At 70.6% G+C, this 21569-nt stretch carries 20 protein-coding genes; 11 read left to right on the plus strand and 9 right to left on the minus strand.

Features of this window, described 5'->3' with window-relative positions:
* Positions 1–15: 15 nt before the first annotated feature.
* On the plus strand, positions 16–564 hold the full coding sequence (locus ON29_RS20455) for a cysteine dioxygenase (RefSeq protein WP_040868563.1): 549 nt from the start codon (positions 16–18) through the stop codon (positions 562–564).
* The gene (locus ON29_RS20460) at positions 561–959 is read left to right on the plus strand and encodes a rhodanese-like domain-containing protein (protein ID WP_040868540.1); all 399 of its coding nucleotides are present in this window, start codon (positions 561–563) and stop codon (positions 957–959) included. Before ON29_RS20455 ends, ON29_RS20460 begins: the two co-directional genes overlap by 4 nt.
* Positions 960–1002: 43 nt before the next feature.
* Here ON29_RS20460 and ON29_RS37805 read toward each other — a convergent pair whose 3' ends face one another.
* The 3 genes from ON29_RS37805 to ON29_RS20480 form a co-directional block, all read right to left on the minus strand.
* A complete protein-coding gene (locus tag ON29_RS37805; protein ID WP_085994920.1) occupies positions 1003–3261 on the minus strand; it encodes a serine/threonine-protein kinase in 2259 nt (752 codons plus the stop codon).
* Positions 3262–3331: 70 nt separating this feature from the next.
* The gene (locus ON29_RS20475; protein ID WP_040868566.1) at positions 3332–3985 is read right to left on the minus strand and encodes a response regulator; all 654 of its coding nucleotides are present in this window, start codon (positions 3983–3985) and stop codon (positions 3332–3334) included.
* A 277-nt stretch (positions 3986–4262) separates the two neighbouring features.
* Positions 4263–5576, minus strand: a complete 1314-nt coding sequence (locus ON29_RS20480; RefSeq protein WP_051175415.1) for a sensor histidine kinase — start codon at positions 5574–5576, stop codon at positions 4263–4265.
* 158 nt (positions 5577–5734) lie between these two features.
* Between ON29_RS20480 and ON29_RS20485 the strand changes: the two genes are divergently transcribed.
* From ON29_RS20485 to ON29_RS20495, 3 genes are all read left to right on the plus strand, one after another.
* Positions 5735–6043, plus strand: coding sequence for a hypothetical protein (locus tag ON29_RS20485; protein WP_051175423.1), 309 nt, complete (start codon positions 5735–5737; stop codon positions 6041–6043).
* Positions 6044–6094: 51 nt separating this feature from the next.
* Entirely contained in the window at positions 6095–6802 is a 708-nt protein-coding gene (locus ON29_RS20490; protein ID WP_051175424.1) for an ABC transporter ATP-binding protein, read from the plus strand.
* A gap of 124 nt (positions 6803–6926) precedes the next feature.
* Complete coding sequence (locus ON29_RS20495; RefSeq protein WP_040868542.1) at positions 6927–9419, plus strand: FtsX-like permease family protein; 2493 nt, start codon at positions 6927–6929, stop codon at positions 9417–9419.
* A 4-nt stretch (positions 9420–9423) separates the two neighbouring features.
* Here ON29_RS20495 and ON29_RS36705 read toward each other — a convergent pair whose 3' ends face one another.
* Entirely contained in the window at positions 9424–11211 is a 1788-nt protein-coding gene (locus tag ON29_RS36705; protein WP_051175416.1) for a serine/threonine-protein kinase, read from the minus strand.
* 319 nt (positions 11212–11530) lie between these two features.
* Between ON29_RS36705 and ON29_RS20505 the strand changes: the two genes are divergently transcribed.
* Positions 11531–12379 carry a serine hydrolase gene (locus ON29_RS20505; RefSeq protein ID WP_051175417.1) on the plus strand — a complete coding sequence of 283 codons (849 nt, stop codon included), beginning with the start codon at positions 11531–11533 and terminating at the stop codon, positions 12377–12379.
* Positions 12380–12385: 6 nt separating this feature from the next.
* Here ON29_RS20505 and ON29_RS20510 read toward each other — a convergent pair whose 3' ends face one another.
* Both ON29_RS20510 and ON29_RS20515 read right to left on the minus strand, forming a co-directional pair.
* Positions 12386–13051: a response regulator gene (locus ON29_RS20510; RefSeq protein WP_040868547.1), complete on the minus strand. Its 666-nt coding sequence runs from the start codon at positions 13049–13051 to the stop codon at positions 12386–12388.
* Between the two features lie 190 nt (positions 13052–13241).
* Complete coding sequence (locus tag ON29_RS20515; RefSeq protein ID WP_051175418.1) at positions 13242–14465, minus strand: sensor histidine kinase; 1224 nt, start codon at positions 14463–14465, stop codon at positions 13242–13244.
* A gap of 167 nt (positions 14466–14632) precedes the next feature.
* Here ON29_RS20515 and ON29_RS20520 point away from each other — a divergent pair, with 167 nt between their 5' ends.
* The 3 genes from ON29_RS20520 to ON29_RS20530 are packed head-to-tail and all read left to right on the plus strand — an operon-like array spanning position 14633 to position 17311.
* Positions 14633–15421 (plus strand): hypothetical protein, encoded by a 789-nt coding sequence (locus ON29_RS20520; RefSeq protein ID WP_051175419.1) that lies wholly within the window; start codon positions 14633–14635, stop codon positions 15419–15421.
* Positions 15418–16809: an alpha/beta-hydrolase family protein gene (locus ON29_RS20525; protein ID WP_051175420.1), complete on the plus strand. Its 1392-nt coding sequence runs from the start codon at positions 15418–15420 to the stop codon at positions 16807–16809. Before ON29_RS20520 ends, ON29_RS20525 begins: the two co-directional genes overlap by 4 nt.
* A 55-nt stretch (positions 16810–16864) precedes the next feature.
* Entirely contained in the window at positions 16865–17311 is a 447-nt protein-coding gene (locus tag ON29_RS20530; protein ID WP_040868549.1) for an SRPBCC domain-containing protein, read from the plus strand.
* Positions 17312–17354: 43 nt separating this feature from the next.
* On the opposite strand, the gene ON29_RS20535 is transcribed toward ON29_RS20530, so the two are convergent.
* On the minus strand, positions 17355–17942 hold the full coding sequence (locus ON29_RS20535; protein ID WP_040868551.1) for a TetR/AcrR family transcriptional regulator: 588 nt from the start codon (positions 17940–17942) through the stop codon (positions 17355–17357).
* Between the two features lie 108 nt (positions 17943–18050).
* Between ON29_RS20535 and ON29_RS20540 the strand changes: the two genes are divergently transcribed.
* Entirely contained in the window at positions 18051–18941 is an 891-nt protein-coding gene (locus ON29_RS20540) for an SDR family NAD(P)-dependent oxidoreductase (RefSeq protein ID WP_040868553.1), read from the plus strand.
* Between the two features lie 67 nt (positions 18942–19008).
* Here ON29_RS20540 and gatA read toward each other — a convergent pair whose 3' ends face one another.
* Together gatA and gatC are read right to left on the minus strand one after the other, a co-directional pair.
* Positions 19009–20514, minus strand: a complete 1506-nt coding sequence (gatA, locus tag ON29_RS20545) for an Asp-tRNA(Asn)/Glu-tRNA(Gln) amidotransferase subunit GatA (protein WP_051175421.1) — start codon at positions 20512–20514, stop codon at positions 19009–19011.
* Complete coding sequence (gene gatC, locus ON29_RS20550; protein ID WP_040868555.1) at positions 20511–20810, minus strand: Asp-tRNA(Asn)/Glu-tRNA(Gln) amidotransferase subunit GatC; 300 nt, start codon at positions 20808–20810, stop codon at positions 20511–20513. Before gatC ends, gatA begins: the two co-directional genes overlap by 4 nt.
* Positions 20811–21121: 311 nt before the next feature.
* Between gatC and ON29_RS20555 the strand changes: the two genes are divergently transcribed.
* Positions 21122–21569: ACT domain-containing protein (locus ON29_RS20555; RefSeq protein WP_040868557.1), on the plus strand; the 448-nt coding region annotated here is incomplete at its 3' end.

Raw genomic sequence — 21569 nt, forward strand, 5'->3', positions numbered from 1 at the left:
CCGTCAGGAGCACATGTGACCACTTCCCTTCCGGTGAACCTCAAGCACGCGCGCGACATCCATCCCGACATCGACGTGCCGCTGGTTCGAGACGCCATCCACCCGGAGCGGGCGCTGTGGTCGGCTGCGGAACTACACCGGCTGACCAGCCTGGTGGCCGCCGAACTGGCGACTCCGCTGCTGGACATCGTGCGATTCGATGCCGATCAGCGCTGGTGGACCCGCCTGGCCTTGACCATGGGCGTCGAGTTGTGGCTGCTGTCCTGGGCGCCGGGACAGGGCACCGAACCGCACGACCACGGCGGCGCCTCCGGTGCGTTCACCATGACCGTGGGGGAACTCAGCGAGGAGTATCTGCATCTCGGCGGTTCGATCCGGAAGGCGGAACGGCGAGCGGGCGACACGGTCGGCTTCGGCCCCGATCGGGCGCACCAGCTGCGCAACGACAAGCTGTGGCCGGCCGCGTCGGTGCACGCGTACTCGCCGCCGCTGCGTCCGGTCCGCGAATACCGTACGCTGGCGGACTTCGCAGGAACGTCGGTGAGCGGAGTGGGTGCACGATGAGTACAGGCGCCGAGGACATGGTCGCGCGCGCCAGGGCGCGACTGGAGCGGGTGACACCGGAGCAGGCCGCCGCGGTGCAGTCCCGGGGTGGACTGATCGTGGACATCCGGCCGCACGCGAACCGGATCGCCGAGGGCGAGATACCGGGCGCGGTGGTGGTCGAACGGATCGTCCTGGAGTGGCGCTTGGATCCGAACGGCGAGCACCGGCTACCGAGCCTCACCTCGGACACTCCCGTGGTGATCGTGTGCAACGAGGGCTACGCCTCGAGCCTCGCGGCGGCCGACGGGTTGCGCCTCGGGCTGCGGCGGGTGACCGACCTCGTGGGCGGTTTCCGGGCGTGGAAGGCGGCGGGCCTGCCGGTTGTCGCGGGCGGAACCCCGGCCGTGCCCTAGCCGGTCCCCCATTCCGGGCGACGCGGCGTCAATCGGGCAGCCGTCAGTAGACGTAGACGACCGCGTTCTCACCGCCGCTGCAAGTGACGAGCGACCCCTCGGGCAGGCAGTTCATGGTGTAGGACCGGCCGGTGACCGGGCTGGTCGCGACGACCGTGCGCGGTGCGTCGCGAGTCGCGTTCTGTGCCGCACCGTTCGCGGCATAGGCGCTGCGCACCGCTTCCGCGAACGCGCAACTGGTCACCGGGGTACCCGTCGCCGACTGGGTGAACGTCCCGGAGGCGGCTTGCCCCTGGCCGCACGGTTTCGCGCCGGGAGGCAGCGTCACCGGAGTCGTCTTCGCCGAGGTGGACGTCGCGGGCGAGGACGATGTGCGAGTCGGCGCCTGGGTGCTGGGCCGCGCGGCCGGCGCGGGCGCCTCGGAAAGGGCGGCGGCGGGTGTCGGCTCGACTTCGCCGGAGCCGAACGACTGCCAGGCGATCGCGCCGCCCACGGTCAGCGCGACGATGGCGAAGACGGCCACCATGATGGGTAGCGCTATCGAGCGACCCGCACGCGACGAGGAGTAATCGGACTCGTCGTAATCGTCGTAGCCGTACTCCGGCTCGTCGCGGCCCACCGGATGGCCGGTGCGCGCGGGGTAGTCACCGTGCGGCGGATAGTCGGTACGTGCCGCGTAGCCGTCCTGCCCTGCCGGTTCCAGATACTGGGTCGGCGCCGCGTCCGGTGCGGGAAGATAACCGGACGTGCCCTGCGGGGCGACCGAGCCGGGTCCTCGATCCGGATAGGGCGCGGTCTCCGGGTAGTTCTCGACTCCCGGATGCGGTCCCTCGGCGAAGGCGGAACCAGGCGCCTGGGAGTAGGCCTGCGGCGGCATATCGGAATACGCCCGAACCTCGGTCGGCTCCGCATAGCTTCGCGTGGCATCCGGATCGGCCTGCGCGAAGTCCTCCGGCTGCGCCGCGTACGGCTGCGGCGGCACGTCGAAATACGGCTGATCTCCAGTCGGTTCCGCATAGCTTCGCGTGGCGTCGGGATCGGCCTGCGCATAGTCCTGCGGCTGTCCCGGGTAGGCCTGCCCGGAATCGAAGTAGTCCTGTGCGGCCGGATCGGCGAAATTCCGCGGATACACCTGCGTCGGCGGGGCCGGATGCTCCGGTGCCTGCGGGTATCCCGCGGATTCCAGATATGCCTGGGTTTCCGGGTAAAGGTGCGCGTCCGGGAAGGGGCGCATCGGAGGCAATTCCACCTCCGGTGTCGACGACGCTCGCGGCCCCGACGGGCGCGGGGTCGTTTCCGCGGGCGGAAGCGGCGTGAACTGGAATTCCGCGGGCCGGATCACCGTCGGCGCGCTCGGATGGATCACCGCGGAAAGCGAGAGTTCGCCCGTCGATTCCGGCGCGGCCGCCGCACCGGGGCGCTGGGACCGGTCGGGTGCCCGCACCACCAGCATCGGCCCGGTGGCAGGCGCCGAGGTGAGCGCGGTGCGCGCCGCCCTGGCCAACGCGGTCGCGGTCGGGAAGCGGTCGGCCGGGTCCTTGGCCATACCGCGGCTCACCACCTCGTCCAACGCGGCAGGAATGCCGGCGGCCTGCGTGCTCGGCCGCGGCGGCGGATCGGACATGTGCGACTTGATCAGCACGTTCATGCTGGCCGACGGGAACGGCGTCGCTCCGGTCAGGCATTCGTGCAGCACGCAGGCCAGCGAGTAGACGTCGGCGCGGCCGGTCACCGGTCCGACGTCGAAGCGTTCCGGGGCCATGTAGATGTAGGAGCCGACCGCCATGCCGACCAAGGTCACCGCGCTGTCGCCCTCGGTGTGCGCGATGCCGAAATCGGCGAGATACGCGAAATCCGCGTCGGTGACCAGAATGTTCGCCGGTTTCACGTCGCGGTGCACCAGATTGCTCGCGTGCGCGGCGTCCAGCGCGGAGGCGATCTGCTCGATGATGCCGACGGCGCGGGCGGGGCTCAGCGGCCCCTGACCGCGCAACATGGTGCGCAGGTCGGCGCCCCGGACCAGCCGCATGTCGATGAACAGCACGCCGTCGATCACGCCCCAGTCGTGGATCGGGATGACGTGCGGTTCGGCCAGCCGGGCGGCGGCCTGCGATTCGCGCCGGAAACGCAACTGGTACATCGGGTCTTTGGCGAGTTCTTCCGACAGCAGCTTGACCGCGACCGCGCGGTCCTTGACCGTGTCGTATGCCTCGTAGACCTCCCCCATTCCCCCCTTGCCCAGCAGCGACCGCAGTTCGTACGGCCCGAAACGCGTGCCGGTTCTCGGCCCAGGTTCCTGCACCCGTCATCCTCCGCATCCCGGGCGGGGATCGCACACCGAGATCACGCGGTACGCGACCGGAGCCCACCCGTCACAGAGTGGATTCTCCGGGTGTCACCACCCCGTGGTCAAACGCGAACACGATCGCCGCGGCGCGATCCCGGAGTTCGAGCTTCCCGAAGATATGTCCCACATGACTTTTCACGGTCACTTCCGAGATGCCGAGCTCGCGAGCGATCTCCGCGTTCACCCGGCCGCGCCCGATCAGTTCGAGCACCTCGTACTCGCGGGCGGTCAGGTCGGACAGGCGGGCGTCGGTGTTGGTGCGCACCGGGCGCACCGTGCGATAGGCCGACAGCACGCGGCCGGTCACCGCGGGGTCGAGCCAGGCTCCGCCGCCCGCGACCATCCGCACCGCGCGGATGAGGTCCTCGGCGGGCGAGTCCTTCAGGATGAATCCGGCGGCGCCCGCGCGCAGCGCCCCGGACAGCAGCTGATCGTCGTCGAAGGTGGTGAGCACGAGAACCGGCGGAGCGCCGTCGCGCGCCCGCAGCATCCTGGTCGCGTCGATGCCGCCGACCCGTTTCATCCGCAGGTCCATCAGCACCACGTCGGGGCGGGCCTGGGCCACGGCGGCCGGGACCTCGTCGCCGTCGGCGCACTCGCTGACCACGAATCCGTCTCGCCTGCGCAGGATTCGCCGCAGCCCGCCGCGCACGAGTTCCTGATCGTCCACCACCAGCACCGTCACGGCATCTTCGCCACTCGCGGGCGAGGTCAGGCTCACGACCGGACCTCGCCGACGCCCGGCTCCGCCGTGCGCGACGGCACGCCGCACCCTGGGCTCACCCGCCGACGCTCACTCACAACCACCTCACCCACGCCCCGCTCGACCGTGCGCAACAGCACGCTGCACCCTCGGCTCACCCGCCGACACTCACACACAACCACCTCGCCGAAGCCCGGCTCTATCGTTCGCGACGACGACGCGCCGTATTCCCGGTCGACTCGCTGACGCTCGCTCACGAACCCTCCCGTCCGTTCGTCGCGGACCCGGGCAGCACCGGACACGACAGTCCGCCGCGGGCGGGCGCGAGCGGAATACCGGCGCGCACCGACCAGCCGCGGTCCGATGGCCCGGCGGTCATGCGGCCGCCGAGCAGTTCGGCGCGCTGACGCATGCCGGAAAGCCCCATGCCCGCGCCGCGGTGGGCGGGTAGTCCGCCGGGCACCGTGTTGTCCACCGTGAGGGTGACCATCGTCGCGTCCACCGCGAGCCGGACCCCGGCGGACGCGCCGTGCGCGTGCTTGACGACGTTCGCCAGCGACTCCTGGCAGATCCGGTACAGCGCGAGCCCGACCGCAGGTGACACCGCGCCCACATCGCCGTCGCGGTCGTAACGCACGTCCAGACCCGCCCGCACGAAATCGCCGACCAAGTCCTCGATGTCCTCCACGCCCGGTTCCGGGACCTGCTTCCAGGGGCGCGCGTCGAGCAGGCCGACGGTGCGGCGGATGTCGGCCATCGCCTGCCGCCCGAGCCGTTCGGCATCGGTCAGCGCTTCCACGGCTTCGTCCACGTCGCGGTCGGTCTGCAACGCGTGCCGGGCCGCGGTGAGATGCAGCAGCGTGACGCTCAGCGAGTGCGCGATCACGTCGTGCACTTCCCTGGCGATCCGGTGGCGCTCCTCGTCGGCGGCCTGCGCCGCGCGGATGTCCTGGTAGCCGCGTTCCTGGTAGAGGAAGCGGCGCTGATATTGCAGCATCAGCCCGGCCATCCAGCCGAACGCGATGCCGACCAGATAGGTGGGCAACCCCTCCGGGACGTGGCCGATCGCGTCGAAGGCGACCAGTTGCAGCATCATCGCGACCGTGACCGGGATGCTCACCCGTTTCGGCGCGATCGCCGCGATCTCCCCCGCGGCGGCCACCAGGACGAACGGAGCGAAGTCTGCCGCGACCGGCTGGGCGAGGAACAGCGCCTCGGCCGCCATGGCCAGCACGCCGAGCAGCAGCGGGCGCGGCAGCACGCCGAGCAACGCGTGCAACGGACCGAAGGCACAGGTCAACAGGACCGCGATGATCGGGAGCGGGGTCGGGAAGTAGCTGTGCCGCTGCACCGCCGCCGCGACCGCCACGGCGAAGACCGCGATATCGACGCTGATGATGACCGACGGCGGATAGTCGTAGGGCAGCTCCTCGACGCTGCGCCGGAACGCCGCGATCGGATCGCGCGCGAACTCGGCGCACCGCTCCCGGATACGCCGCATCGAGGCTCGCACGCGGCCCGCGGGAGGCGTACCGGGCGGTGCTTCGGCTACGCCGGTCGAACCCATTCTGTAAGGCTAGCCGCCGCATCCGGGCCGGTACATCGTCCCGCGAGCGGGCCGCCGCTCCTACCGTGGGCGGAGACGCATTCGGGTCCCTGGCACGACGACAACAAGACCGTCGCGTCCGTAGCGTGGGCGATAGTTCACAGAGGAAGGCGATGGCCATGTCCTGGACCGATCAGCACGCTCGAACCGACATCGTGCACACCGTGCTCACCCGCGCGGCGCTCGACCCGGCCGATCCCGACCTGTTCGAGGGGTTCGATGACCTGGATCGGCTGTTCGGTGGCGCGGAGGGGCTCCTGCTCACGCTGCGCTACCGGTGGAACCTGCATTTCGCCGCGAAACTCGACCAAGGGCTGACGGCGATGGAGGCCTATCCGGAACTGGCGGCCGAGCAGCCGGTGCTGCGCGCGGTGCTCGACGCGCAGTATCGTCGCCGCAAACTCGCGTCGGAGGCCATGGCGCGGTAACGCGCGATGAGGAACGAAGAATTGATCGACCGTACGGAGCGGGGGACGACGATGCCGGAACCGGCGATGCTGGAACTATCGGGCGTGACGAAGGAGTATCGGGTCGGCGGCCAGGCGGTCCGCGCGCTCGACGACGTCGGATTGCGTATCGAGACGGGGGAATTCACCTCGATCATCGGGCCCTCCGGTTCCGGCAAGAGCACTCTGTTGCATTTGCTCGGCGCGCTGGACAGTCCCGACGCGGGCTCGATCCGGTTCCGGGGCGAGGAGATCGGCGCGCTGGACGAGGAACAGCAGTCGGCATTCCGGCGCCACCAGGTCGGTTTCGTGTTCCAGTTCTTCAATTTGCTGCCCACGCTCTCGGCGTGGGAGAACGTGGCGATACCGAAATTGCTGGACGGCACGGGTTTGCGCAAGGCCAAGCCGCGCGCTCTGGAATTGCTCGACCGGGTCGGGCTCGCCGAGCGGGCCGAACACCGTCCCGCCGAATTGTCCGGCGGGCAGATGCAGCGAGTGGCGGTGGCGCGGGCGCTGATCATGGACCCGCCGCTGATCCTGGCCGACGAGCCCACCGGCAACCTCGACTCCAAGACCGGCGCCGCCATCCTCGAATTGCTCGGGGAGATCGCCGCAGCCGGCAGTTCGGTGGTGATGGTGACCCACGACATGGGCGCGGTCACCTACTGCGACCGGGTGATCACGCTGCGCGACGGCCGGATCGGGTCCAATGACAAGGTCGAGCGAACGGTCAACGCATGAGCATGAGCGGTCAGGGCCGGAGGCGGCAGCGCAGCGTGACCACGGAGGTCCCCGCTCAGGCGACAAACGAACACCGCATGAGCGGTCAGGGCCGGAGGCGGCAGCGCAGCGGGAAGGTCACCGCGTGATCGGCGCAGCGTGGGATCGTCTGCGGCTGTTCAATATCGGCGAACTGCTCGCCCATCGCGGCCGCACCCTGATGTCGCTGATCGTGATGGGCGTCTCGGCGTCACTGCTGGTCGCGGTGCTGAGCATCTCCGGCTCGGTCACCGGCTCGGTGGACAAGCTGACCCGCGGCCTGGGCGGCAAGGCGCAGCTGGAGGTCAGCGGTATCACCGACGCGGGCTTCGACCAGCAACTGCTGCGGCGGATCGCGACCACACCCGGCGTCGCGGTGGCGGTGCCGATGCTGCGGACGCAGATCGGCACCGGCGCCGACCGCGCGCTGCTGATCGGCGCCGATTCGAATATCGGCGCGCTGGGCAGCGAATTGACCACGCCGATGAGCGCTTTCACGGGAAAGCTGCTCTCGGTGCCCAACGGGGTGCTGGTGGGCACGGGACTGGGCCGTGCCGAGGGCGAGCAGTTCACGCTGGGCGCTACGACGGTCACCGTCGCGGGCGTCCTCGATGAGGAGACTTCCGGCAAGCTCAACGGCGGTCACCTCATCGCCGCTCCGCTCGGGCTCGCGCAGAAGGTCACCGATCGCGCGGGGCGGCTGGATTCCGTACAGATCATTCCCGCCGATGGGGCCGACCTCGCGCAGGTGCGCGCGGCGCTCACCGAGGCGGTGGACGGCCGCGCGGTGGTGGCCGAGCCGAGTTGGCGCACCGCGCAGGCGGGCGGGGCGATTCAAATGGTCCGCTACTCCACCACCATGGCGTCGGCGGCCGCGCTGATCGTCTCGGCGTTCCTCATCTACAACGCGATGAGCATGGCGATCGCCCAGCGCAGACCGATGCTTTCGCTGTTGCGCGCGATCGGCGGCAAACGCGGGCCGATGGTGCGCGATCTGCTGGCCGAGGCCGCGCTGCTCGGCGTGCTGGGCGGCGCGGTCGGCGCGGCGCTGGGCGTGTTCATGGGCAGCGTCGCGATCGGCACGCTGCCCACCGCGATCGTGGAGTCGGTGGAGGCGCGTACCGAATACTCGGTGCCCTGGTATGTGATTCCGTTCGCCGTCGCGGCCTGTGTGTTCACCAGTGTGCTCGCGGCGTCGCTGGCCGCCCGCCAGGTGTACAAGGTCCGGCCCATCGAGGCGCTGGCACCGGTCGGGGCCGGGCGGACCGATACGGCGAGCCCGCTGCTGCGCTGGCTGGCCGTCGTGGCAGGCGGCGGGCTGGCCGGGGCCGCGGTGCTGATCGCCGGCAGCGATCTCGGCCGCTATTCGCTGACCGCCATCTCGATCTCGTTCATCGCCGCGATCCTGCTCTGTTTCGCCGCCACCGGTCCGATCGTGCGGGCGGCCGCGGGAATCGCGCGCTGGTTCCGCGCTCCCGGGGCACTGGGCGCGACCACCCTGGAACGCGCGCCGCGGCGGGTGTGGGCCACGGCGATGACGGTGATGATCGGCGTCGGGGCCACCGTCGGCATGAGCGGCGCCTCGAGCAACATGATCGACTCGGCCACGGTCACTTTCACGGATCTGGCGCGCAACGACGTCTACATCAGCCCCGCCTCGATGGCGCAGTTCCCCACCGGGCCGCTGCTGCCCGCGGATCTGCGGGACAAGCTCGCGGCGGTGCCCGGCGTCGCGCACCTGAGCCCGGCCCAGATGGCCTTCGCGACCCTCGGCGGCACTCGCGTGATGCTGCAAGGGTTTCCGCCGGATGCGCGCGAGACCCGGATGCGCATGCTCACCGACGATTCGGTCGCCCGGCTGTCGGCCGGCGAGGGCGTGGCGATCTCCCGCGACGTGGCGCGCTCGCTGGACGTCGGTGTGGGCGCGGAACTCACCCTGCCGACGCCCACCGGCCCGCACACGGTGCGGGTGCTGCAGGTGATCCCGTATTTCTCCGCCATCGCCGGCGTGGTGATGATGGACCTGAACCTGCTGCGCACCTGGTACGAGCGGCCCGGCGAGACGGTGATCGCCGCCGACATCGCGCCCGGCGCCGATCGCGCGGCGGTGCTCGCGGCGATCCGGCAGGTGGTGCCGCCGGAGTTGAACGTGGACACCGGCGCGGACACCGTGGTCGCCGCGTCGTCGAGCATCGAGCAGGGCATGGCGATGAGCAACGCCATCCTGTGGATCGTGGTGCTCGTGGCCACGGTGGCACTGCTCAACACGTTGATGCTCTCGGTGCTGGAGCGCCGCAGGGAACTAGGCGTGTTGCGCGCCATGGGCACCGGGCGCAAATTCCTGATGCGTTCGGTGCTCGCCGAGGCAGCCGGGATCGGGATCGTCGGCGCGGTGCTGGGTCTGGCGCTCGGCGCGGCGGTGCAGTTCCTGGGCACGGTCGCCATCGGGCACGCCCTGACCATCGACGTCGCCTACCGGCCGAGCCCGATGCTGCTGGTCTACGGCATGATCGCACTGGCGCTGGCGCTGCTCGGGTCGATCCCGCCCGCATTGCGCGCGGCCCGGCTGCCCATCGTGGAGGCGCTCGCCGTCGACTGAGCGTTCACAGCGGCAGGTCGGCGAACCACGTCTTGAATTTCGCCGCGGTGATGCCGAAGCCGGAGCCCGGGTTGCTGTCGGTCAGGGTCACCGTGGCGAACAGCAGGTAGCTCGACCTGGCCGGATCGTCGTCGAAGTCGACGACGAGGTAGCCGTCCGGAAACCCGCTGGTCTTCTCCTGCCAGCGGTAGGTCGAATACGACTTGCCGCCGTTGCGTTCGGTCGCCGCCGTGTTCGACGGCAGGTCCCGCACCGCGGCCTGGGCGTCCTGCGGCGACTTGAAGCCGATGAGGACGTAATCGGGGTCGGCGATCGGCGTGCCCCAGCAGTTCCAGGCCCTCGCCCAGTTCGGGAAGTCGGGTACGCCGGTGGCACTGGACACCTTGCCGCCCGGTTTGGCGGTGCCGAGGAAACAGGTCTTACCGCCATACCCCGGGCCGGAGCCGATGTCGTATTTCGTGTCGACACTTTGGGGCAGCAGTTCGGGAAACGCCTTGGCGAGCTTGTCCGCATCGGAGGGGCCCGCGGGCGTCTTGGTGCCGAGGTCCAGCGGCGACGCGGAATCCGAGAATCCCACCTTCGCGACGATGATGCCCGCCCCGACCAGCAGCGCCACGATCACCAGGACGATCGTCACGATCAGGCCGGTGTTGGAGCGCCCTTGCGACGGATAGCCGGGTGGCTGGTGCGACGGGTAACCGATCGGCGGCGGGGCGGAATGTGGCGGCGCCACGGGATAACTCGGCTGCGGAGCTGCCGCGGCATAGCCGTTGGACGCCGGGAACTGCTGTCCGCCGGTCGGATTCGGGTGGTACTGCGGCGGCGCGGTGTAGCTCGGGGTGGAGGCCGTGGGGACGTAGGTCGGCGGACTCGCCTCCGGCCCGGGGTAGGCCGGTTGCGCGAGGACGGTGGGCGCGGGTTGCGGCTGGTACTGCGCGGCCACCACCGTCGGGGCGGGCTCGGTGAGCGCGCGCCGTGCGGCGGAGGCGAATTCGACGCAGGAGGCGAATCGGTCGTCGGGCCGCTTCGCCATGGCCCGCGCGATCACCGCGTCGAGCGCGGGTGACAGACCGGCGCGCCGTGCCGCGACGGAGGGCGGCGGCAACTGGAGGTGCCCGCGAATGATGTCGGCCGGGGCAGGAGCGTCGAACGGGGCGATGCCGGTCAGCAACCAATACAGCGCGCAAGCCAGGGAGTACTGATCGGAACGGTGGTCCAGGTGCGCACCGGTCATCTGCTCGGGCGAGGCGTAGGCGAGCGTCGCGGTGAACATGCCGGTCTGGGTCAGGTGGGTGGAATCCTCGCGCAGCCGGGCGATGCCGAAATCGGTGAGGAAGACCCGCTCGCCCTGGCCGCCCACCGCACGCGCCAGCATGATGTTCGCGGGCTTGACGTCGCGGTGCAGCACACCCATCCCGTGCGCGTAATCCAGTGCGGACGCGACGCCCTCGATGATCTGCACGGCCCGCTCCGGCGGCAGGCTCTGCGGGTTCACCGTCGCCGCGTCGACCCCGTCGACGTACTGCATGGAGATCCACAGCTGTTCGTCCTCGGTGCCGCGGTCGTACACCGCGACGATGTTCGGATGGTCCAGCTGCGCCGCCAGGTCCGCCTCCCGCTCGAACCGGGCCCGGACCTCCGCGTCGGTGAACAACTCCCGGTTGAGCAGTTTGAGCGCGGTCTGCCGTGGCAGCCTTGGGTGCCTGGCGAGATACACCGATCCCATGCCGCCCTGGCCGAGCAGCCTCTCTATGGTGAACCCGGCGAACACCGCACCGCTGTTGAGCAACACGCCCCCTTCAGGTGACCGCGGCGGCCGGACAGCATGTCCGGGCGCTTTCATACCGATCCTGGAGCCTACCGGGTGACGCCGTGGCCACGGGGTTTCGAATTCTCCGGGAAGATCGGCAAAACTATGGTCGAGACATCGCGCCGTCGACGCCGTCGCGCGGCGGCGATGTCTCTCGTCCGGTCACCGGCCGGACGAGCCCGATGAGCTATTTTGCACCGCCGATTTACAGTGTGACCGCGTCACCGGTGGTGGGGAGGACTCGGTGGTGAGGTCGACGGGATCCGCTTCGACGTGTCGTGCCGCGCTACGCGCCGGGGCGATGGTGGTGCTGCTCACGTTGACCTCGTGCACTCTGTTCCCCGTCGATCGGACCGCCACCGAGACACCCGCCGTGGTCGTCGACACGGCGGGAGCCTGGCGGCCCAACCTCGCGGTGTCGGTGCCGGACTCGCTGGCCGCCGACTTCACCCAGTTGCAGCCGCAGCTGGGCGGGCAGGTCGGCATGGCGATCATGCCCGTGGGCGGTGGCCGGATGACCGTCTACGGCGACTGGGTCAGCGGTATCGCGTGGTCGACCATCAAGGTGCCGCTCTCGATCGCGGCACTGCGGCACGACTCCCGAGAAGAGATTCGGCAGGAGGTGGAGGCCGCCATCACCTGGTCGGACAACGACGCCGCCGAGGCGCTGTGGCAATCGCTCGGCGACGGGCTGGCAGCGGCCGAGGCGGTCCAGGACGTGATCGACGAGGCGGGCGACGCCACCACCGGGGTGGCGGGCCCGCGCACCACGCTGGACTACAACTCCTTCGGCGGCACCGAATGGACGCTGGCCAACCAGGCCCGCTTCGCCTCCCGGCTGCCCTGCCTGCCCGAGTCGTTCCACGTCACCGAGCTGATGACGGAGATCACCCCCGAGCAGGCGTGGGGGCTGGGCGTGCTGGAGGGCACGGCCTTCAAGGGCGGCTGGGGCCCCGACGACGTGACCGGCGTCTACACCGTCCGCCAGTTCGGGCTGGTGCCGGTGCGGTCCGGCATGATCGCCGTGGCCATGGCGGCGACGGCCGACTCCGGCAGCTTCGACGACTCCACCACCATCCTGAGCCGGATGGCGCGGATGCTCGGTCGTCATCTGGGCGAACTGCGCGGCGGGTCCTGCCCGCCGCTGTGATCCGGCTCAGCCAGGGGTGACCAGGCCGGTCTCGTAGGCCAGGACCACCGCTTGCGCCCGGTCCCGCAGGTTCAGTTTCGAGAAGACCTTGGAGACATGGGTCTTCACGGTCTGCTCGGCCACGAACAGGGTTTCGGCGATCTCGGAGTTCGACATGCCTTTCGCGATCAGTTCCAGCACTTCCCGCTCGCGGGGAGTCAGCGCGGACAGTTGCGGCGCCGGCTTGGCGCGGGCCGCGCCGCGGCGGCGGGTGACGTCGGCGATGAGCCTGCGGGTGACCGTGGGCGCGAGCAACGCCTGACCGTCGGCGACCACGCGCACCGCGCGCACCAGCTCCTCGGCGGGCGCGTCCTTGAGCAGGAACCCGCTGGCGCCGAGACCGAGCGCCTCGTAGACGTAGTCGTCGATGTCGAAGGTGGTGAGCATCAGCACGCGCACCGGCGGCTCGAATCCGGCGGCAAGGATGGCGCGGGCGGCGTCCAGCCCGTTCATCTCCGGCATGCGCACGTCCATCAGCACGACATCCGGGCGCAGCCGCTTCGCCTCGGCCACCGCGGCCTTCCCGTCGGCCGCGTCGCCCACCACACTGATATCCGGCTGCGCCGCGAGCAACGCCCCGAACCCCTGCCGGACCATCGCCTGGTCGTCGGCGATCAACACCGTAATTGCCACCCGCTCACCCTAATTGCCCTGGGCCTCCGGCCGCCGAGCCGTTCGCCCGGCGGCGCTGTCCCTTCGTGGCCACGTGGGACAGCAGCCTGTCGGGTGGCCGTCGGCATCTGGGCGGCGGCTGCCGACAACGCCACACCGGCATCGACCGGCGCGTACGCTCCACGACTCGTCCGCCCCAGCGGCCCGGCACTCAACGTTGGGGTTCGCCGGGCGCGGCGGCGACGGCGGCAACGGCGGCGTCCGGGGCGGTGAGGGGGAAGCGCGCGTGGACTCCGAACCCACCGTCGGCCCGCGGCCCCGCCGTCACCTCACCGCCGACTGCCAGGGCTCGCGCCTGCATGCCCGCGATGCCGTGGCCGCCGTTGCCGACCGGCCGGGCGGGCGTCGCTCCCGGCCCGTTCTCGACGTCGAGCAGCAGTTCCGCGCCGTGGGTGATGCGCACCTGGACCGGGGCGCCCGGGGCGTGGCGGGAAGCGTTGGACAGCGATTCCTGCACGACGCGGTAGAGGGCGAGGCCGGTGGTCTCCGCGATCGTGTCCAGCGCGCCGTCGACGGTCCACTCGATGTGGACGCCCGCGCGTCGCGCGCCCTCGAACAGGGCGGTCACGTCGGCCGCCTTCGGCTGGGGCGCGTGTTCCGGCAGCTGGCCGTCGCTGCGCAGAACACCGAGCATGCCGCGGATCTCGTTGAGCGCTTCCCGTGCCGTGGCGCCGATGGACTCGAACTCGGCGCGGGCGGCCGGGGTGACGCCCTCCACCCGGTACGCCGCGGTCTGCGCCTGTACCACCACCAGGGACATGTGGTGGGCCACGACGTCGTGTAGATCGCGGGCGATGCGAGCCTTCTCCTCCAGGATGGCCCGGCGGGCCCGCTCGAGCTCGTTGGCCTCCTCCTGGCGCACCAACTGCCGCCGCGACAGCGCCAGCCAGCGGATGAGCAGGCCGAACAGCACCAGCGCGGCCAGCGCGATCGGCCAGCCCCAGGCGGCGTTCCCCAACGCCTCCCCTTCGCCGGGCATGGTGGTCGCGAACAGCAGGGCCGTCGCCGCCCACGCCACCGCCACGATCTGCCCCGGGGCGCGCACCGCCACCGCGAGCAGCAGCACCAGCAGGCACAGCACGTGGACGACCTGGAACGGCAGGTCGTTGTTCGGTTGATGCGGAATGGCCAGCGCGATCACCAGCGCGGAGCCCGCCGAGATCGACCAGCCCAGCGCCGGGTTGATCCGGACCAGCAGCACCGGGAACGCGGCCAGCGCGGCGATGAACGGCTGCACCGCGGTGGGGACGGCGTGGGTCAGGTGCAGGGTCGGCCAAGCCACCGAGTACCAGATCAGCGCGACCAGTACCGTGCCGAGGTCGAACCAGGTCCGCGCGTCCAGCCGTCGCGTCCAGGCGCGACTTTCTCCGTTCATGCCTACGACACTAGGAACTCGCAGTTCACCGCGGCCTCATACCCACGGGTGATTTCCGGCCCGCTACCCCGGTGGGAGACCGTACGACCGCTCCCCCGGCGGCACGGCACGGGAAACGTCCCCGGGCGTGAGGCGGCCGCCGGAAGCGATTCCCTAACGTCGTCGCCATGAGCACACCGACCAGCGCCGGGCGCGAGACCCGGTCCGCATCGGCCGCAGGAGCCCGAATCCATTCCGCCGCAATCTCATCCGTCACCGCGCAGACGCGACGCTACGCGGCGCTCACCGCGTCGGCGTTGACCACCGTGGCGGCGACGGTGTTTCTCGCCCCCGCTCCGCACGCCGCCGCGGCGGCCGCGCCGATCGAGAGCGCGCAGGCCGGCGCCGCTGTCGCCGAACTGGCCGCGGGCGGCCCCGGCGCGCTCACCGCGATCCCGGCGGATTTCGTCACGTCGTTCGGTTATCGGCCGAGCACGATGGACGGCATGCTGGTCAATCCGGGCGGCGACTGCTCTTCTCCGGTGACGCTGCCCGCGGAGTTCGATACCGCGTGCAAGGCCCATGACCTCGGCTACGACCTGTTGCGCTACGCCGACCGGCGCGGCGAACCGCTGGGCCCGTGGGCGCGGCAAGCCTTGGACGCGACGCTGGACCGGCAGATGCACCAGGCCTGCGCCGCCCGTGTCGACTCGTTCTCCCGCGCCCGCTGCGATGCGATGGCATCGATCGCGAACACCGCCGTCGATCTGAACTCGCGCAGGCAGGACTACGGCGCGCCCGTGGTCGAGCCCCTGCTCGGCGCGGCGGACGCCGATTCGACGACGAGTTGGCAGCTACTGGGCGTGCTAGGCGCCGGGATCGCCGGACTGACGGCGGTTCTCGTGCTGCGCAACCGGCGGCGCGGCGCCGTACCCGCGGCGGCCCTGTCGTACGCCACCGGCGCGGTACAGCCATGACCTGGTCCGTCCTGAAGTCTTCGGATCGCCGCGCATGGTTCGCCGCCGGGGTCCGCCGGGTCGCGCCGCCGCGGATCGGCACGACGCTCGGCATCGGGACCGGTGTCCTGGCCTCGCTGGCCCCCGGACTGCTTCCTCGCACGCCGAGCGCGCAAGCCGTGCTGACCGGGCTGCTCGCGGCACTCACTCTCGGCGTGGCCGGGATACTGCGGATCACCCTGCGACGCTGCGGCTTCGACATCGACGAGCGCCAGGCGTGGGCACGACTGCCGCTGCTGATCGCGACGGCTGCGCTGGTGGTGGGCGCTACGGCGAACGCGGGACACTGGCAGAACCGGCTTCGCGCCGCGATGAACACCCCGCCGATCGACACGGGCTACTGGGTGCGGTGCGCGCTCGGCGCCGCGTTGATCATCGGACTGTTCGCCTTCGCCACCCGCTCGATCGCCTGGGCAGCGCGGAAACTGGGCTGGGCGCGGGGCGTCTCGCTGGCTGCCGTCGTCGCGGTTCTGCTGTATCTCGTCGGCGTACCCGCGATGGCCGGATGGCGCGAGTCGGTGTACGCGCGGGCCAACGCCGAGCTGGATCCCGCTCTGGTGCGCCCGGTTTCGTACTCCGGGTCCAATGATGCCGAGTCCGCGGTGAGCTGGACGTCGCTGGGCGCCGAGGGGCGGAAGTTCGTCAGCGATCCACCGGTCCGGGCCGTGCGGGTCTACATCGGGGTGGCCTCGGCGCCCGACCTGGACACTCGCGTCGCGCTGGCGATCCGGGAGCTGGAGCGCTCGGGCGGCTTCACGCGCTCCCACCTGGTCGTCACGGTACCCACCGGCTCGGGCTGGATCGACGCGAACGCCGTGGCGGGGTTCGATCAGCGCTTCGACGGCGACGTGGCGCTGGTCGGGTTGCAGTACTCCTATCTACCGAGCTGGGCGACGTTCGTGTTCGGCCGCGACGCGGCCGTCACCGCCGCACGCACGCTGTTCACCGCCGTGGAACGCCATATCCAGGGACTGGCACACCCGCCGAAGCTGTATCTGTACGGGCAGAGCCTGGGGGCGCTCGGCGGCAATGCCGTCTTCTCCGCCGATGCCGAGCAGGACGGCCGGACCTGCGCGGCGCTGTGGGCCGGACCTCCGGCCAACCGCGTCCACCGTGGCGGCGCGACAGTGCTGGCGAACAGCTCCGACCCGGTGATCCACTGGTCGCTCGCGCAGCTGTGGCGCGCGCCGGACCTCACCGGGGCCCGCGTCGACGCCCCGGTTCCGCAGTGGCTTCCGGTGATCAGCTTCGCGCAGACGACCGCCGATCTGCTGGGCGCGTTGCACGCTCCGCCGGGCCACGGCCACCGTTACGGCACCGATCAGGGCACCGCCATGGGTTCCTGCTGAGCCGTTCGGCGCGGCGCCCGCGCCGGACCGTCATAGAACATGTTCTAATTTCCGCATGGCCTTCGTCATCGACCTCGCCGCCGACATCGACGCCCCCGCCGAGCTGGTCTGGCAGGTGATCACCGACTTCCCCCGCTACGGCGAGTGGAATCCCTTCGTCACCGAGTGCCGCAGTTCGCTGGTGCCCGGCGAGCCGATCGACATGCTCGTCCGGGTCTCCGGGTCGAGCCCGCGCAAGCAGCGGGAATGGATTCGGTCGCACACGCCGGGCCGGGAGCTCAGCTACTCGATGAAACCGGTGCCTCCCGGCGCACTGCACAGCCTGCGCTCGCACACGGTGACGCCACTGCAGGACGGTCGCACCCGCTACGAGTCGCACTTCGAACTCGGCGGATGGCTGCATCCCGTGGTCGTCGCGCTGCTCGGCAAGAACCTGCGGCGCGGCTTCGAGGGCATGACCGACGGCGTCCAGAAGCAGGCCGAATCGCTGCGGGCCTCCTGAGCGCGATCGACCGGAAGGCGTCGAAGCGAACTCACGAGCGGCTTCACCCGCGCAGATAGGCCAGCGCCGCATCGAGCGCGGCGTCGGCGTAGGCCTCGGTGAGCCCGCCGAGCCCCAGCGACCACCGCATCTGCGTCGGACCGAACAGCAGATCGACGGCAAGCTCGAAATCCAGGCCCGCGCGCAGGTCCCCGGCGGCGACGGCGGCGGCCAACCGGTCGGCCACAGCGGCGCGCTGGGGCAGCAGCAGGCGCTCGCGATAGGCGGCGGCCAATTCGGCATCCTGCTGGATCTCGATGTACATCGCGCGGAGGAAGGATTCGAACCCGGGATCGGTCAGCGCGACGACCGAGCCGCGCAGCAGCGGGCGCAGGTCCGCGGCGATATCGCCGGTGTCCGGTAGCGCGAGACCCGCTGAGCCCGAGTCGGATTCGAGCATGGCATCGAATACGACAGCGCCCCTCGACGGCCACCAGCGGTAGATCGTCTGCTTGCCGACCCCCGCGCGGGCCGCGATCGCCTCGATGCTCAACTTCGCGTAGGACACCTCGCGGATCAGCTCGGCTGTCGCGGCGAGTATCGCCGCGCGGGCGCGCTCGCTGCGGCGCGCGGCAGTGGGTGTGTCGGGCATGCCGTGACAGTAGCATATAACGAGACGAAACGTCTCGTCTTGACAAACCGGGCCACCCTTGGCACGGTATCCAACGAGACGGAGCGTCTCGTGACGAAAGGATCTCCCGTGACCAGAACCTGGTTCATCACCGGCGCAAGCCGGGGACTCGGCCGCGCATTCACCACGGCCGCGCTCGCGCAGGGCGATCGCGTCGTCGCGACCGCGCGGAACACGGACTCCCTGGCGGGGCTCGCCGACGACCGCCTGACCGTGCTGCCCCTGGACGTTCGCGACCGCGAGAGCGTCCTCGCCACCGTTGGCGAAGCGTTCGCGGCGCTGGGCACGATCGATGTGATCGTGAACAACGCGGGTTACGGCCTGGTCGGCGCCGTCGAGGAACTGACCGAAGCGCAGATCCGCGAGCAGATGGAGACCAATTTCTTCGGAGCCCTCTGGGTTTCCCAAGCCGCCGTGCCGCACCTGCGGGCGCAGGGCTCGGGGCACATCGTGCAGATCTCCACCGTCGGCGCCGTGGGCAGCCTGCCCCTGTTCGGCCTCTACAACGCGAGCAAGTGGGCCCTGGAGGGATTCAGCGCCGCGCTCGCCGACGAACTGCGGCCTTTCGGCATCCGGGTCACGCTCGCACAGCTGGGCGGCTTCGACACCGAGTGGGCCCAGTCGAGCATGCGGTTCGCCTCCGCGATCCCCGCCTACGCGCAGCTGCGCACCGCCGTCCTCGGCATGCCGGACTATCCGGGCCCCACCCAGGGCAGCGCGGACCCGTCGGAGGCGAACGAAACGGTATCTCCCACAGCGGAATCCGCACCGGAAGATGGATCCGAGTGGACCGAAGCTCCGCCCGAAGTCGCCGCGGCAGGCCTGATCGCATTGGTGGATATGCCGAACCCCCCGCTACGCAAGATCATCGGGCCTGGCGCACACCACATGGTCGCGCTCGCATTGGATCAACGCCGCCGCGATTACGTCGAAGACCCCGAATTCACCTGGCCCGCATAGCGATCCCGCGGAGCCGCTCGGTTTCCGCACAACCCGTGCGGAGATCGAGCGGCTCCCGCTGAGAACGTCAGGCGATCGGGCCGCGGGCGGCCTCGTAGGCCGCGCCCACCCGGTAGAGGCGGTCGTCGGCGAGGGCGGGCGCCATGATCTGGAGGCCGACGGGCATGCCGTCGTCCTTGCTCAGACCGGAGGGGACCGACATCGCGGGATGGCCCGCCAGGTTGGTCGGCAGGGTGCACAGGTCCGACAGGTACATGGCCAGCGGATCGTCGACCTTCTCGCCCAGCTTCCACGGGGTGAACGGGCTGGTCGGCGAGACCAGCACGTCGACCTGCTCGTAGGCCTGGTCGAAGTCGCGGGCGATGAGGGTGCGCACCTTGAGCGCCTGGCCGTAGTAGGCGTCGTAGTAGCCCGCCGACAGCGCGTAGGTGCCGATCATGATGCGCCGCTTGACCTCCGGGCCGAACCCGGCCGCGCGCGTGGCCGCCATGACCTGCTCGGCGCTGTGCTGCCCGTCGTCGGCGACGCGCAGGCCGTAGCGCATGGCGTCGAACCGCGCGAGGTTGGACGACACCTCCGACGGCATCACCAGGTAGTAGGACGACAGCGCGTACTCGAAGTGCGGGCAGGACACCTCGACCACCTCGGCGCCCAGATCCTTCAGCACCGCGACGGCGGCGTCGAAGGAGGCGAGCACGCCGGGCTGGTAGCTGTCGGAGTGCAGTTCTTTCACCACACCGACCTTGACGCCGCGCAGATCGCCCTGCGCTCCGGCGCGGGCGGCGGCCACCACCGGCGGCACCGGCACGTCGCGCGAGGTGGAGTCACGCGGGTCGTATCCGGCGATCACCTCGTGCAGCAGCGCGGTGTCCAGCACCGTCCGGCCGCACGGGCCGCCCTGGTCCAGCGACGACGCGCACGCGACCAGGCCGAATCGCGACACCGTGCCGTAGGTCGGCTTGGTCCCGACGGTGGCGGTGACGGCCGCGGGCTGGCGGATCGACCCGCCGGTGTCGGTGCCGATGGCCAGCGGCGCCTGGTTCGAGGCCAGCGCCGCCGCGGAGCCGCCGCCCGAACCGCCCGGGATGCGGGTGGTGTCCCACGGGTTGCGGGTCGGGCCGTAGGCGGAGTTCTCGGTGGAGGAGCCCATGGCGAACTCGTCCATATTGGTCTTGCCGAGGATCGGGATGCCCGCCTCGCGCAGCCGCCTGGTGACCGTCGCGTCGTAGGGCGATACCCAGCCCTCGAGGATCTTCGACGCACAGGTGGTCGGCATGTCCGTGGTGGTGAACACGTCCTTGAGCGCCAAGGGAACTCCGGCCAGCGGCGAGGCGGGCGCGGCACCCGAACCGATCGCGGCGTCCACCGCGGCCGCGGCCTCGAGCGCCTGCTCCCCCGCGACGTGCAGGAAGGCGTGGTACTCGCCGTCGACCTCGGCGATCCGGTCCAGGTGCGCTCGGGTGACCTCCACCGACGACAGCTCGCGACCGTGGATCTTGCCGGCCAGCTCGGCCGCGGACAGCGTGGTCAGATCGGACCCACCCGTCTCCCGGCCATGCGATGCTGCGTTCATTCGCCCTCTCCCAGGATCTGCGGCACCATGAACCGCTGCTCTTCCACCGCGGGCGCGCCGGACAGCGCCTCGCGCGGGGTCAGGCCGGGCACCACCTCGTCGGGCCGGGTCACGTTGGTCGCCGGATTCGGCGACGCCGTGGCCGGGACGTCGGCGGCGGTAACCTCGGAGATGGTCCGCACGTGGCTCAGGATCGAATCCAGCTGTCCGGCGAACTGATCCAGTTCGGCATCGGACAGCGCGAGCCGGGACAGCCGGGCGAGGTGTGCGACCTCGTCGCGGGAGATGGCGGGCACCGCGGGACCCCTTTCGGCTTCGGTATCAACTATCGACTGTGCTCAACCCACACAGCCTAGCCACCGGCGACCAGGTCACCATCCGGCACCCGCGCTTCGTCGGCGCGGCGGCGCGGACGGCGCCCGGCAACCCCCTCCCGCCCGCGACACGTCCGATCGGACTAGCCCGACACGCCGCTTTGGCGCGAATTCGCCGAGTGGCGTGCGTCACTGGAGGGTCTTCGACTCGATAACCGGCCGTAAGGGGTGTAAGTATTGCGTGACCCGGGTATTCGTTCAGAGCCTCGGCCGCTCTAAGAAAGGAAACGCACGTGTCGTATCTGCTCCGCGTGCAACTTCCGGATCGACCGGGAAGCCTCGGCTCTCTCGCTCTCGCACTCGGCTCCGTCGGCGCCGACATCCTCTCGCTGGATGTGGTCGAGCGCGGTGCCGGCTACGCCGTCGACGATCTGGTCGTCGAGGTGCCCTCCGGAGCGCTCCCCGACACCCTCATCACCGCCGCCGAGTCGATCGGCGACGTGCACGTGGACTCGATCCGCCCGTACTCCGGCGTGCTCGACACCCACCGTGAACTCGAACTCATCGATCAGGTCGCCAGCGCTCGCGACGACCGGATGCAAGTACTGGTGGACGGTGTGCCGCGGGTACTGCGGGTGGGCTGGAGCACGATCATCGACATCGGGCCGCAGGGCGCCTACCGGGTGGTGGGCAGCCCGAGCGCGCCGCAGACGCAAGCGGGTTCGGCGCCGTGGATGCCGC

Origin of the sequence: Nocardia exalbida NBRC 100660, assembly GCF_000308575.1 — a bacterium.
Taxonomy (GTDB): Bacteria; Actinomycetota; Actinomycetes; order Mycobacteriales; family Mycobacteriaceae; genus Nocardia; species Nocardia exalbida.

What these genes read in the sequence shown, in the direction of transcription:
- ON29_RS20460 (WP_040868540.1), top strand. Translation starts at nt 561, where the DNA reads ATGAGTACAGGCGCCGAGGACATGGTCGCGCGCGCCAGGGCGCGACTG.
- ON29_RS20480 (WP_051175415.1), bottom strand. Translation starts at nt 5,576, where the DNA reads ATGGGTTCGACCGGCGTAGCCGAAGCACCGCCCGGTACGCCTCCCGCG.
- ON29_RS20485 (WP_051175423.1), top strand. Translation starts at nt 5,735, where the DNA reads ATGTCCTGGACCGATCAGCACGCTCGAACCGACATCGTGCACACCGTG.
- ON29_RS20490 (WP_051175424.1), top strand. Translation starts at nt 6,095, where the DNA reads ATGCCGGAACCGGCGATGCTGGAACTATCGGGCGTGACGAAGGAGTAT.
- ON29_RS20505 (WP_051175417.1), top strand. Translation starts at nt 11,531, where the DNA reads ATGGTGGTGCTGCTCACGTTGACCTCGTGCACTCTGTTCCCCGTCGAT.
- ON29_RS20515 (WP_051175418.1), bottom strand. Translation starts at nt 14,465, where the DNA reads ATGAACGGAGAAAGTCGCGCCTGGACGCGACGGCTGGACGCGCGGACC.
- ON29_RS20520 (WP_051175419.1), top strand. Translation starts at nt 14,633, where the DNA reads ATGAGCACACCGACCAGCGCCGGGCGCGAGACCCGGTCCGCATCGGCC.
- ON29_RS20525 (WP_051175420.1), top strand. Translation starts at nt 15,418, where the DNA reads ATGACCTGGTCCGTCCTGAAGTCTTCGGATCGCCGCGCATGGTTCGCC.
- ON29_RS20530 (WP_040868549.1), top strand. Translation starts at nt 16,865, where the DNA reads ATGGCCTTCGTCATCGACCTCGCCGCCGACATCGACGCCCCCGCCGAG.
- ON29_RS20535 (WP_040868551.1), bottom strand. Translation starts at nt 17,942, where the DNA reads ATGCCCGACACACCCACTGCCGCGCGCCGCAGCGAGCGCGCCCGCGCG.
- gatA (WP_051175421.1), bottom strand. Translation starts at nt 20,514, where the DNA reads ATGAACGCAGCATCGCATGGCCGGGAGACGGGTGGGTCCGATCTGACC.